This window comes from Streptomyces coelicoflavus, from assembly GCF_045041415.1.
GTDB lineage: Bacteria > Actinomycetota > Actinomycetes > Streptomycetales > Streptomycetaceae > Streptomyces > Streptomyces coelicoflavus.
The window spans coordinates 3,896,636-3,909,464 of record NZ_CP108218.1 but is presented as its reverse complement, the minus strand read 5'-3'; the positions used below and the strand labels follow the sequence as shown (position 1 = coordinate 3,909,464).

At 73.8% G+C, this 12,829-nt stretch carries 10 protein-coding genes; 4 read left to right on the top strand and 6 right to left on the bottom strand.

Annotated features, from left to right (window positions below; genetic code table 11):
- Positions 1–2: 2 nt before the first annotated feature.
- A complete protein-coding gene (locus OHA99_RS17160) occupies positions 3–881 on the bottom strand; it encodes an SURF1 family protein (RefSeq protein WP_405696507.1) in 879 nt (292 codons plus the stop codon).
- A 144-nt stretch (positions 882–1,025) separates the two neighbouring features.
- Here OHA99_RS17160 and OHA99_RS17155 point away from each other — a divergent pair, with 144 nt between their 5' ends.
- Positions 1,026–2,903, top strand: coding sequence for a prolyl oligopeptidase family serine peptidase (locus OHA99_RS17155; RefSeq protein WP_405696505.1), 1,878 nt, complete (start codon positions 1,026–1,028; stop codon positions 2,901–2,903).
- Between the two features lie 336 nt (positions 2,904–3,239).
- On the opposite strand, the gene OHA99_RS17150 is transcribed toward OHA99_RS17155, so the two are convergent.
- From OHA99_RS17150 to OHA99_RS17140, 3 genes are all read right to left on the bottom strand, one after another.
- Positions 3,240–5,111: an NAD-binding protein gene (locus tag OHA99_RS17150; protein ID WP_164386396.1), complete on the bottom strand. Its 1,872-nt coding sequence runs from the start codon at positions 5,109–5,111 to the stop codon at positions 3,240–3,242.
- Positions 5,112–5,459: 348 nt separating this feature from the next.
- Positions 5,460–6,542 (bottom strand): PucR family transcriptional regulator, encoded by a 1,083-nt coding sequence (locus OHA99_RS17145; RefSeq protein ID WP_405696503.1) that lies wholly within the window; start codon positions 6,540–6,542, stop codon positions 5,460–5,462.
- 181 nt (positions 6,543–6,723) lie between these two features.
- The gene (locus tag OHA99_RS17140; RefSeq protein WP_153178714.1) at positions 6,724–7,035 is read right to left on the bottom strand and encodes a zinc-ribbon domain-containing protein; all 312 of its coding nucleotides are present in this window, start codon (positions 7,033–7,035) and stop codon (positions 6,724–6,726) included.
- 308 nt (positions 7,036–7,343) lie between these two features.
- Between OHA99_RS17140 and OHA99_RS17135 the strand changes: the two genes are divergently transcribed.
- The 3 genes from OHA99_RS17135 to OHA99_RS17125 all read left to right on the top strand — a co-directional run bounded on the left by OHA99_RS17135 (position 7,344) and on the right by OHA99_RS17125 (position 10,914).
- Positions 7,344–7,634 (top strand): DUF3040 domain-containing protein, encoded by a 291-nt coding sequence (locus OHA99_RS17135; protein ID WP_007452099.1) that lies wholly within the window; start codon positions 7,344–7,346, stop codon positions 7,632–7,634.
- Positions 7,635–7,751: 117 nt separating this feature from the next.
- Entirely contained in the window at positions 7,752–9,296 is a 1,545-nt protein-coding gene (locus tag OHA99_RS17130) for a potassium/proton antiporter (RefSeq protein WP_345964008.1), read from the top strand.
- A gap of 379 nt (positions 9,297–9,675) precedes the next feature.
- Positions 9,676–10,914 (top strand): cation:proton antiporter, encoded by a 1,239-nt coding sequence (locus OHA99_RS17125; protein ID WP_153178712.1) that lies wholly within the window; start codon positions 9,676–9,678, stop codon positions 10,912–10,914.
- 46 nt (positions 10,915–10,960) lie between these two features.
- On the opposite strand, the gene OHA99_RS17120 is transcribed toward OHA99_RS17125, so the two are convergent.
- A complete protein-coding gene (locus tag OHA99_RS17120; protein ID WP_153178711.1) occupies positions 10,961–11,449 on the bottom strand; it encodes a cation:proton antiporter regulatory subunit in 489 nt (162 codons plus the stop codon).
- A gap of 214 nt (positions 11,450–11,663) precedes the next feature.
- On the bottom strand, positions 11,664–12,761 hold the full coding sequence (locus OHA99_RS17115) for an endonuclease/exonuclease/phosphatase family protein (RefSeq protein ID WP_381497766.1): 1,098 nt from the start codon (positions 12,759–12,761) through the stop codon (positions 11,664–11,666).
- Positions 12,762–12,829: the final 68 nt, after the last annotated feature.

Below are 12,829 nucleotides of genomic sequence, written 5' to 3'. Positions count from 1 at the left end.
GCTCAGGAGATGAGCCCCGTCTTGGTCTCCTCGGCCTTGTCCGCGCCCGTGCCGGCTTCCTCGGCCGCCCCAGCCCCACTGTTCTCGCTGCTGCCGCCGCCACTCCCGCTGCCCTCGTCGTCCTCCGGGTTCAGGCCCAGCTCCGCGTCCCGGGCGAGTTCGACCTCGCGGCGCAGCAGCCGGAACCACATGAAGATCACGAAGCCGACGAAGGCGAACCACTCGGCGGTGTAGCCCAGGTTCTGGAAGGCCTTCAGGTCGAGACCCGTGCCCTGCGGCGCGCTCACGGGCACGGCCCGCATCCCGGAATCGCCCTCGTTCAGCGTGACCCACGCGTCGTACACGTCGTACGGCACGAGGTTGAGCAGCGTGGCCGCGCTGATCGCGCCGGTCTGCCCCTCGGGCCACCCGGAGCGGCCGCTGACGCCGTTCGCGCCGGGGGACTCGGCGGCCTGGAGCGCCCCGGTGACGGTGACCTCGCCGGTGGGCGGTGCCGGGGCCCTGGCCGGGTCGGGCTCGCCGGGCAGCCAGCCGCGCACGACGGGCAGGGCCTCGCCGCCGTCGGTGCGCAGGAGGGTGAGGACGTAGAAGCCCTTCCGGTCGTCCAGCTCCCGCTCCGGGACCAGCAGCTGGTCCTCGTACCGGCCGGTGACGGTGGTCTGCTTGCCGACCGTCGCCTTGTCCACGGGCAGCAGCTCGCTCAACGGGCGCGCCGCCTCCCGGCGGGCCGACTCGTGCTGCGTGGAGGCGGTCTCGTGGTCCTGCACCCGGTCCTCGAACCGGCCGAGCTGCCAGGAACCCATGAAGATGCAGAAGGGGATGGCCAGGACGACGAAGACGTTGATCCCCCACCATCGGGGCGTCAGCAGAAACCGGTACACGCCCTCCACGGTACGGTGCGCGCCCGCAGGACCCCGCCGCGGGGCTGTGGAAAACGTGGGGGAGAGGGAACGGGCCCGGGGAGGTTGTCCACAGGCTGGGGATCCCTTCTGCGCGTTGTCGCCCGGTCGGGGCAGTATGGGGCCATGACTGAGAGCAACGGGTCCGTTCCGCCGGACAGGGAAGCGGCCGCGGACGTGGACAGGGACGGGCGGGCCGTGGACGGGCGGCCGACGCAGGGCGAGCAGGTGCCCGACTGGCAGAAGCGGTTCCGGGCGCCGCGGGTGTCGCTGCCCGACTGGGCCGAGGACGCGCCGGACCGCTCACTGTTCGTGTCGAACGCGACGGGGACGTACGAGCTGTACGCCTGGGACCGCTCGAGCGGGCAGCAGCGCCAGGTCACGGACCGGCCCAACGGCACGACGGACGGGGTGCTCGCGCCCGACGGCGACTGGATCTGGTGGTTCGACGACAAGGACGGCGACGAGTTCGGCGTCTGGCGCCGCCAGCCCTTCGCGGGCGGCGAGGACGAGCCCGCCGTGCCGGGCCTGGACCCCTCCTACCCGGCGGGCCTGGCCCTCGGCCGGGACGGGCGCACGGCGGTGGTCGGCCGCTCGACGGACGAGGACGGTACGACGATCCACCTCGCGTACGCGGGCGGACCCCCGTCGGAGATCTACCGGCACCGCGAGTCCGCGGGCGTCGGCGATCTTTCCCACGACGGCTCCCTCATCGCGATCGAGCACACCGAACACGGCGACGCCATGCACTCGGCGCTGCGCGTCCTGCGCCCCGACGGCAGCAAGGTCGCCGAGCTGGACGACACCGAGGGCGGAGAGAAGGAGCTGGGCCTGGAGGTCCTGGGCTTCGCACCGGTCGACGGCGACACCCGCCTGCTCATCGGCCACCAGCGCCGGGGCCGCTGGGAGCCCCTGGTGTGGGACGTGGCGACGGGCGAGCAGACCGACCTCGCCCTGGAGCTGCCCGGTGACGTCAGCGCGGAGTGGTATCCGGACGGCTCCTCCCTGCTGATCGTGCACGGCTTCGAGGCCCGCAGCGAGCTGTTCCGCTACGACTTCGCCGAGCGCGGGCTGACGGAGATCGACACCCCCGCGGGCACCGTCTCCGGGGCGACGGCACGCCCCGACGGCAGCGTGGAGTACCTGTGGTCCTCGGCCGCCGAGCCGTCGGCCGTCCGCTCCACCACCGGCCGCGTCGTCCTGGACCCGCCCGGCCCGAAGTCGCCCCGCTCGGTCCCGGTGGAGGACGTGTGGGTGGAGGGCCCCGGCGGCCGCATCCACGCCCTGGTCCAGAAGCCCGCCGGCGCCACCGGCCCGCTCCCGACGGTCTTCGACATCCACGGCGGCCCGACCTGGCACGACAGCGACGCCTTCGCCGCCGGCCCGGCCGCCTGGGTCGACCACGGGTACGCGGTGGTCCGCGTCAACTACCGGGGCTCCACCGGGTACGGCCGCGCGTGGACCGACGCCCTCAAGCACCGGGTGGGCCTCATCGAGCTGGAGGACGTCGCGGCGGTGCGGGAATGGGCGGTGACCTCGGGCCTCGCGGATCCCGAGCGCCTGATCCTCACCGGCGGTTCCTGGGGCGGCTACCTCACCCTCCTCGGCGTCGGCACCCAGCCCGAGGCCTGGACCCTGGGCATCGCTGCCGTGCCGGTGGCCGACTACGTCACCGCGTACCACGACGAGATGGAGGGCCTGAAGGCCCTCGACCGCACCCTGCTGGGCGGCACCCCCGAGGAGGTCCCCGAGCGCTTCGAGGCGTCCTCCCCGCTGACCTACGTCGACGACGTCAAGGCCCCGGTGTACATCTCGGCGGGCGTCAACGACCCGCGCTGCCCGATCCGCCAGGTCGAGAACTACGTCGAGCGCCTGGAGTCCAGGGGCGCCGTCCACGAGGTCTACCGCTACGACGCGGGCCACGGCTCCCTGGTGGTCGACGAACGCATCAAGCAGGTGGCCCTGGAACTCGACTTCGCAGCAAGACACTTGCCAAAGCCGTAACTTCCCCGCCCACCCACCCCGCTCCCCCCGACCGGACCTCCGGACTGGCTCCTCGGCCGGCCGAGCCCCGCCCGGCCGAGCACGTCTCCGCGGCGGCTTCCCGGCCCGACCGAGCACGTCTCCGCGGCGGCTTCTCGGCCGGGCCGTCCGGGTCATCGGGGTGGCTTCCCGGCCGGGCGAGCCCCGCCCGGCCGACCTCGTCTCCGCGGCGGCTTCCTGCCCGGCCGAGTCGGTCTCCGTGGGGATCCTCTTGTCCGACCGAGTCGGGTGGTGGGTGGGCATAGGCCGGGGGTCCAGGGGGCGGCGCCCCCTGGCGGGGTCGTAGGGGCGGCGCCCCTACACGTCCACTCCCCGCCGGGCCCGCCGCCCCAGCAACTCCGCCAACCCCCTCCGCGTCGCCGCCAACACCACCCGATCCGAGCCCCGCAGGACATACGTGTCGGGCAGCTCCCACACCAACCGAGATTCCCGCACCCCCTGCTGGACAGCGCCCTCCCCCCGCTCACCGTCGGAGACCTCGAGCGCCAGCACCCGCCACGCCCCCGCCCGGAACGCCTCCCCCACCGTCTTCCCCTCCAGCTGCGGATGCCCCGCGACCTCCACCGCCGCGAACAACAGCACCCGCCGCTCGACGGGGATCGCCCCCAGGATCTGCCGCCCCATCATCGCCCCGGCGAAGGACGGCGCCGCCAGATGCGTCACGCTCCGGCTCCGGGTGAGCGCGGAGGGGTGCGCGGCACGCAGGGTGCGGTACGCGGCGGTCGCGAAGTCGTCGTCGTACAGCCGCAGTACCACCCGCACCCGCGACCGCACGGACCGGGCGTACAGCACCGCCTCCAGGTTCGTCGTGTCCACGCTGGTGAGGGCGAGCAGCGAGTGTGCCCGGTGGATCTTGGCGGCCTCCAGGACGCCCTCCTGGGTGACGTCCCCGAGGACCACCGGCACCCGCAGCCGTCGCGCCGTCGCCATGCCGCGCGCCTCGGGGTCGGCCTCGACGCACACCACGGGGATGTCCATCTCCCGCAACCGGGTCAGCACCCGCGTGCCGATCTTGCCGAGACCCAGCAGGACGACGTGCCCGCCGAGCCCGCGCGGCGGCTTGCGCAGGGACGACGCGGTGCGGAAGGTGCCGAGGGCCTCCAGCACGGCCGCCAGCAGGACGGGCAGCAACAGCAGTCCGACGAATCCGGAGAGGAGTTGCAGGATCTGGCGCCCGATGTCGTCGTTGTGCGCGGGTTCGTTGATGGAGAACAGATCGAGCAGGGTCACGTACGTGGCGTGCAGCGGATGGTCGCCGGTGACCACCATCAGCGCCACGGCGAGCGCGACCACGCACGCCGCCAGCCCGGCCAGCGACCACCGCAGCCGGCGTGAGAACAGCTCGCCGAAGGCGGGCACACCGGCCCGCCCGGCGGGCAGCGGCGGCCCGGAGTAGGACACCTGCTCCAGCGCCACGGTCCCGCGTCCGGTGGCCGCCTCCACCGCCGCCGCGTCGGGCAGCAGTTGCGGCCCGTGTTCGCCGCTGTCCTCCGAACCGTCCGCGCCGGCGGGGTCGTTGCTCGTCGCGGAGAGCAGCGCGAGGGTGCACAGCCCCGGGTCGGCCACCTCGCCGGGGCGGGGCGGGTTCCGTTCGACGGCGCGCAGCAGGATGCCGTCCGCCTCGACGATCTTGCTGGTGCCGACAAGGGCGGTGGCCGCCAGCGCGGGCGCGGCGGTGTCGGCGTCGGACAGCACGGTCGTGGACCCGGATCCGGAGCCGGGACCGCCGCCGGTCGCCAACGCGGCGCTCTGGTCGAGGAGTTCCTCGATGTGCTGGCCCAGGCGCCGGTTGTACAGGCGCAGGACCAGGCGCAGACGCGGGTTGAGCCGGCGCGCGGTCAGGGCGGCGCGGATGTTGGTCTCGTCGTCGTCGTACACGAGGGCCAGCGCGGTGGCCCGTTCGACACCGGCGTCCGCGAGCACGTCCTCGGTCGGCTCGGTGGCCTCCAGTTCGCGGCCGGTGCCGCCCTGGTCGCCGTTGCCCGACCGGTTGACGGCCGCGTTGACCATGTCGAGCAGCGCCGCCGAGGCCGCGCGGGCCCGTCCGACCACGGGCTGGCGCACCCGGTGCCCGGAGGGCGGGACGACGAGTGTGACCTGTTCGCGGTAGACGCCGCGCAGTTCGGCGGCCAGCCGGTGTGCCAGCCCGTCGTCGCCGCACACCACCATGTGCGCGTATCCGTCGCCCTGCGGAACCTGGTTCGGAACGCTCCCCGTATGAGTCCCCATTTGAGGAAGGACAGTACAGGCACCGGGTGCGGTTCCAGGGGCGCGGGAACTGATCGAGGGCGGCACCGAAGACGCGGGAAGGTTGCCGGAGCCCGGCAATGACAGCCTGTCACGCCACGTGTGACGATGCGTCTCACCGAAGCTCAGCGGCGGGCGGGACGGGGGACGTCACGCACGGCCCGGTCTTCCCGACCGGGTGTCATGGGGGTGACATGGGGGGCGTGCTGCCCGCCCTGTCGCTGGTCTTCGGGCGGGAGCGGGGCGGATTCCCGGATTCGAGAGGCGTCCCTAGACCTCCTGCGCGGGCCACCCCAGCAGCCGGGCCCCGATGACCGCGGTCTGCAACGTGTAGCGGTGCACCGGTTCGGAGGCGTCCGCCCCGGTCAGCTGGTGGATGCGGTCCAGCCGGTAGGTGAGCGCCCGCACGCTGAGCGCGAGCCGCCGGGCGGCCTCGGCCGCGGTGCAGCCCGCGTCGAAGTACACCTCCAGGGTGCGCAGCAGCGGCTCGGCACCGCCGCGGGCCTCGCGCAGCGGACCCAGCACACTGAGCACCAGGTCGGCCATCGCCTGCCGGTCCCGGGCGAGGACCGGGTAGACCAGCATGTCGGCAGCGCGGACCACGGGTTCCTCGAGGCCCAGCCGGTCGGCGAGTTCGAGGGTGCTGAGCGCCTCCTCGTAGCTGTGCACCACGCCGCCCGCGCCGCTCTGGGGGCGCCCGATGGCGACCCGGCTGCCGTCCGTGGCGGCGTAGGCCTGCTTGGCGAAGAAGGACAGGACGTCGTCCTGGTCGCCGGGGGCGATGCAGATCAGCTGTCCGTTCTTGGTGGTGATCAGGACGCGCCGGTCGCCGAAGCGGGCGATGAGCGCGCTCTCCACGACCCGGGTGACCGGCGCGGTGTCGTCGTACGCGTCCGGGCCCTCGGCCACCGCGACGGCGTGGGCGCGGGAGAGGACGAGCCCGAACCGTTCGGCGCGTTCGGCGAGGCGGCCCAGGTCGCTGCGCCCGTAGAGCAGGTCGTCGATGAACTCCCGCCGCGCGGCCTCTTCCTGGCGCACCGCGAGCCGCTGTGCGCGTTCGTATCCCTCGGCGAAGGCGTCCACGGCCTGCGCGACGGCGGCGAGCACGCTGCCGGTGACGTCGGAACCCGCCCCCGTCGATCCGCCGCCGGGCCAGGACGTGCGCGTGGCGTCCAGGTGCAGCCGCACGAGGCTGCGCAGGCTGTGTCCCGCCTCCGCGGCCTGCTCACCGAAGAGCCGCCGCTCCTCCAGCTCGTCGCGGGTCAGCCTGCGCCCCGTGTCGGCGGCCCCCGCCAGGATCTCGGCATACCCGGTCAGGTACGTCTCGCGCTGGTCCGTCCCCAGGTCCGTCACCCCGTGCCTCCCCTGCCGGCCACGCCCGCTGCGCGGTGTCCGGCAACGTGAGGGTAGTCAACACTGCCGGAAACCGGCAACGCGGAAGGCAGGGGGCAGCCGCTAATCTCCGCCGCCCCCGTCGGTGCGGTGCCTCGGCGGAGGCGGCGGAGGGCGGCGGGGCGCCGGAGGCGTCAGGCCCTCACGGCCGCCCGTACGGCTGCTGCCCCGCCTGCCCGTGGGTCTGACCGCCAGGCCCCGGGTATCCGCCCTGGCCGGCGGCCTCCTGCGCCTGGAGCTGCTCCGCCTCTTCCCTGGTCACCTGCTGCTCGGCGCCGCAGAAGGTGCACTGCGTCGCGTACTTCGTGGAGAAGGGGAACAGCGGCACGAAGAACAGCGTGAACTTCGTGACGCGCTTCCTGAGGGTGTGCGCGGAGGGGTTGCCGCACCGGCCGCACACCAGTGTCAGTATCGCGAGCTGGTAGAGGTATCCCTTGGTGCCAAAAATGATCATGAGCTGGGTCCTTCCCGGTCGCCCCCCGCGAGCGCGCAGGACAGGCAGATCCTCTCCCAGGTTGCGCCGCGACCACTCCCGGCGGCCACCCGCGGGGCTCCCGCGTCCCTACAGGTCGCACGCCCCGGTATCTGGGTGCCGTCCCGTATGGACCGGACGGCCCTGTACGGGCGAGTCTGGAGACCACTCCCCTTACCCGGCGGCCTCGTTCTGGTGTGATCGGGACGACCCGCACCGCAAGGAGAGCACATGGCCCGCCCCGCTGACCGCGTCGCCCCCGCAGGGCCCCGCGGCGGGAGGAGGACCTCATGCCCCTGTCCGACGACCGCAGACTCACCGAGATCGAGTCCCGGCTGCACCGCGAGGACCCCGGGTTCGTCCGGGCCTTCGCCGACGGCCGCCCCCGCCGCCCGCGCGAGTACCGCTACCGCCGGGCCTGGCTGCTGCTCGCCGTCGCGCTCGGCGCGCTGGCCACCGGCGTCTTCCTCGCCCACGGGCTGCTCATCGCCGCCGGGCTGGTCTTCGCCGGCGTCGCCGGTGAACTCTTCGACCCGCACCGGCGCGAACGCCCGGCCCGGTGCCCGCCCTCCGGGTCCTGACCCCGGCGGACGCGGCCCGGCCGATGCCGACCCTCCCCCGGGCCGGCGTCCCCCGGACCCGCGCCCCCCGGACCCGCGTCCCCCGGGCGTCGGAGCCCACGGCCCGGAGTCCGCTCGATGACCCTGTCCGAGCTGTACGTGATGCTGCTGATCGGCGGCACGGTGCTGCTGGCCAGCATCGCCGCCGCCCGCGCCGCCCACCGCATCGGCCTGCCCAGCCTGCTGCTGTTCCTGTGCGTCGGCCTCGTCGCCGGCGAGGACGGTCTCGGCCTGCGCTTCGACGACGCCCAGCTGGCCCAGGCGCTGGGTGCCGCCGCCCTCGCGCTCATCCTGGTCGAGGGCGGTCTGACCACCCGGTGGAGCGACGTGCGGCGCCTGCTCGCCCCGGCCGGCGTCCTGGCCACCGTGGGCGTGGCGATCTCCGTCGTGGTGACTGCGGCGGGCGCGCACTGGCTGCTGGGGATCGACTGGCGCCTGGCCCTGCTGATCGGCGCGATCGTCTCCTCCACCGACGCCGCCGCCGTCTTCGCCGTACTGCGCGCCCTGCCGCTGCCGCGCAAAGTGAGCGTGCTGGTGGAGGCCGAGTCCGGCTTCAACGACGCGCCGACCATCATCCTGGTCCTGCTCTTCTCCACCACCGCCGACCTGCCGGGACCGCTCCCGGTCGTGGGCAACCTGCTCTTCCAGCTTGTGGTCGGCGGCGTCCTGGGCGTGGTGATCGGCCGCCTCGGCGCCGCGGCACTGCGGCACATCGCCCTGCCCGCGACCGGCCTGTACCCGCTGGCGACGGTCGGCTTCGGCGTCATCGCCTTCGCCGCCGCCGGGGCGCTCGGCGCCAGCGGCATCATCGCCGCCTACCTCTCCGGGCTCGTCCTCGGCAACGCCAAGCTGCCCCACCGCGCGGCCACCCGCTCCTTCGCCGAGGGCGTCGGCTGGCTGGCCCAGATCGGCCTGTTCGTCATGCTCGGCCTGCTCGTCGACCCCTCCGAACTGCCCTCCGCGATCCTCCCGGCCCTGGTCGTCGGCCTGGTCCTGCTCCTGGTCGCCCGGCCCGTCTCCGTCCTGCTCTGCCTGCTGCCCTTCCGCGTGCCCTGGCGCGAGCAGGCCTTCATCTCCTGGGCCGGGCTGCGCGGCGCGGTCCCCATCGTGCTCACGACGTTCCCGGTCGTGGCCGGGGTGAGCGGCGCGCGCGACGCCCTGAACATCGTGTTCGTCCTCGTCGTCCTGTTCACGCTGCTCCAGGGGCCCACGCTGCCCGCCGTCGCCCGGTGGACGGGCGTGACCCGTCCGGACGCGCTGCGCGAGATCCAGGTCGAGACGGCGCCCCTCGACCTGCTGGACGCCGACCTGCTCACCGTGTCCGTTCCGCCGGGCTCGCGGCTGCACGGCGTCACCGTCTTCGAACTTCGCCTGCCGCACCCGACGGCGGTGACCCTGATCGTCCGCGACGGCACGAGCCTCGTGCCCGACCGCGACACCGTGCTGCGCGCCGGCGACGAACTGCTGCTCATCACCACGCCCCGGGTCCGCGAGACCGCCGAACGCCGGCTGCGCGCGGTCGGCCGCCGCGGCAAACTGGCCCGCTGGCTGGGGGAGTACGGCACTCCGGAGTCGGAGTCATTGCTCCCGGTTCACCCCGAAAAGCAGCACAATGCGCAATAAGTGATGCGGTAAACTTCTTTACCGAGCCGTGACCGTGCGGCAGGTCGAAACGACGGATTCGAGAAGACGGTTCGAGAAGACGGGGGTACGCCAGATGCATCAGCTGCACCGAGCGACCCCGGCCGTCGGCGCCGTCCACACCGCACGCATCGACAACACGGCCCGAGACAGCGTTCCCGAATTCTGACGCGTCCCTCCTCACGACAGGCTGTCGCGATTCCGCATAGCTGCGGGCAGTCGCCGGCCGTCCCGTAGCTGCGGGCAGTCGTGCCGCTGGGGTGGCACGGGTGGGCGCAGCGGCACCCCGTAACGCCGGGAAGGCGCCCCCCGGCGCCCGCACCCGCGCCCCGCCGCCCGACCCCCGGAGGACAGACGCCCCGTGCACAACACGACCGCCGTGCTCATCGAACTCGGAGCGATCATCCTCGCTCTCGGACTCCTCGGTCGCATCGCCGGCCGCGTGGGCTTCTCGCCCATCCCCCTCTACCTGCTGGCCGGGCTCGCCTTCGGCCACGGCGGCATCCTGCCTCTCCAGGCCAGCGAGGAGTTCACCGCGACGGGCGCGGAGATCGGCGTCATCCTGCTGCTGCTCCTGCTCGGCCTGGAGTACAGCGCCTCCGAACTGGTCACCAACCTCAAGACCCAATACCCCTCCGGCGCCGTCGACTTCGTGCTGAACGCCGTCCCCGGCGCCGTGGCGGCACTGATCCTCGGCTGGGGCCCGGTGGCCGCCGTCGCGCTCGCGGGCGTCACCTGGATCTCCTCCTCCGGAGTGATCGCCAAGGTCCTCGGCGACCTGGGCCGGCTCGGCAACCGCGAGACACCGGTCATCCTCGGCGTCCTCGTCATCGAGGATCTCGCGATGGCCGTCTACCTGCCGATCCTCACCGCGCTGCTGGCCGGGGTGAGCCTGGCCGGCGGCGCCGTCACCCTGCTGATCTCCCTGGGCACCGTCGGCGCCGTCCTCTACCTCGCGCTGCGCCACGGGCGGCTGATCAGCCGCGCGGTCTCCTCCGACAGCGCGGAGACGCTCCTGCTGGTGGTGCTCGGCCTCACCCTCGTCGTGGCGGGTCTCGCCCAGGAACTCCAGGTCTCCGCGGCGGTCGGCGCGTTCCTCGTCGGCATCGCCCTGTCCGGCGAGGTCGCCGAGGGCGCCAGCAGCCTCCTGACCCCGCTGCGCGACCTGTTCGCGGCCGTCTTCTTCGTCTTCTTCGGCCTGTCCACCAACCCCGCCGACATCCCGCCGGTCCTCGTCCCGGCCCTGATCCTCGCCGTCGTCACCGCCCTGACCAAGATCGCCACCGGCTGGTACGCCGCGCACCGCGCCGGGCTGCGGGGCTCGGGCCGCTGGCGGGCGGGCGGCACGCTGGTGGCGCGGGGCGAGTTCTCGATCGTCATCGCCGGGCTCGCGGTGGGCGTCGAGCCCCGCCTCGGCCCGCTGGCGACGGCCTACGTGCTCATCCTCGTCGTACTCGGCCCGCTCACCGCCCGCTTCACCGAGCCGCTCGCCCGCCGCCTCACCCGGGGCCCCGGCAAGGCGGCCGGGGCAGGGGGCGACGCCGCGACCGCTCCCGGGACCACCACGGAGCCGACGGGGTCGACGCACGCCAACGCGTGAACCGGCGGACGCCCCGCACCCACCCCCGCCCCGGCCCCCGGGGGGCTCACTCCCGCCCGAGGATCTCCGCGGCCGCGTCGACGCCCTCGCGCGTGCCGATCACGATCAGCGTGTCGCCGCCGGCCAGCCGGAAGTCCGGACCCGGCGACGGGAGCGCCTCGGTCCGCCGCAGTACCGCGACGATGGACACGCCGGTCTCGGTACGCGTACGGGTGTCGCCCAGCAGACGCCCGTTCCAGTGCGACGACGCCGACAGCCCGACACGCTCCGCGACCAGCCCCAGCTCGGTCGTCGACAGCAGGCTGGGACTGTGATGGGCGGGCCTGAGCGCGTCGACGACCAGGGACGCCTCCTGCGCGTCCAGCCGCACCGACAGCTCGGGGTCCTCCTCCGGACCCTTGCCGCGGTAGGCGCTCAGCGTCCGCGCCCCGTCCTTCTCCGCCACCACCGACAGCCGACGCCGCTCGCGGGTGACCAGGTCGTAGCGCACCCCTATCCCCGGCAACGGCGTCCTGCTCGTACGCGCAGCACCCACGGCCGCCTCCCTGTCTGCCCAGGCCAGTCCTTCCGGCAACCCGGGACACCTTAGGCCCTGCCCGCGCGTTTGGCCCTCCGCCCCGTCACTCCCTAACGTCCGCCATACGCTCCGTGATCACGACGGACGTCCTGCGCCTCACGGTCCTCGGCAGCGCGAGCCCGTACCCCTTCGAGCTCGCGAAGCCCTGAGACCGCACGGGGCCCGGCGACGCTCACCAGCTGATGCGCGCCGCCACCGGCAGGTGGTCGCTGCCGGTGGCGGGCAGCACCCACGAACTGTCCGGCTCCACGCCCCGCACCAGGATGTGATCGATCCGCGCCACCGGGAACCGCGCCGGCCAGCTGAACCCGAAGCCGTCCCCGGCCGCTTCCTGGACCGAGTGCACCTGCGAGGTGACGCCGTCGAAGGCACGGTCGTCCAGCGAGCCGTTCAGGTCGCCGAGCAGCACCACCCGCTCACTGCGGTCGGCGGCGAGGACGTCGCCGAGCGCCCGGATGTTCCGGTCGCGCGAGTCCGTCCAGAAACCGGTCCGGGGGTTCAGCCGTACGGATCCCAGGTGGGCCACGTACACCGTCAGCGGGCCCTGGTCGGTGGCCACCGTGGTGCGCAGCGCCCGGTTGCCGGCCGTCCGCACGTCGGCCGGCTTGGTGGCCGCCAGCGGCCCGACGTCCGTCGCGATGTCGACCGGCCGCGTGTCCGACAACGGCAGCCTGCTCCACACCCCGACCGTGCCCACGACCGCGTGGTACGGGTACGCCTCGGCAAGCTCCTCCTCGTACACGCCCCGGTCCTGGTCGGTGATCTCCTCCAGGGCCAGCACGTCCGCACCCGAGGCGGCCAGGCCGCGGGCGGTGCCGGCCGGGTCCGGATTGTCGGCGCCGACGTTGTGGGTGGCCAGGGCGAGGTCGCCGCCCGGGTGCGACTTGTCGGCGAGCAGCCCGCCGAAGAGGCTCAGCCACACGGCGACCGGCAGCACCAGCGCGGTCACCGCGGCGGGGGAGCGGCGCCACAGGGCGCCCACCGCCAGCACCGGGACGAACAGCCCGAACCACGGCAGGAACGTCTCGACCAGGCTGCCGACGGTCCCGTACCGGTTCGGGACGTACGCGTGCAGCAGCATGACCAGGCCCAGCAGCAGCGCCGCCCCGGTGAGCACAGGGGCGCGCTTCCAGAGCTCCGGCCGGACGGCGCGGCGCAACGCCTCCCGCGAAAACCGGCGCGGGGCGGGCGCGGCTGCGGATGCGGGCGCGGGGGCCGGGGCTGCGGCTGTGACCGGTTCCGGGGCTGACGGTGATGAGGTCCGATACATACCGCCAGTGAAGGAAACGCGCCGTTGCGAGGGCGTATGCGGTTTCGGATACGCGGACGATACGTGCC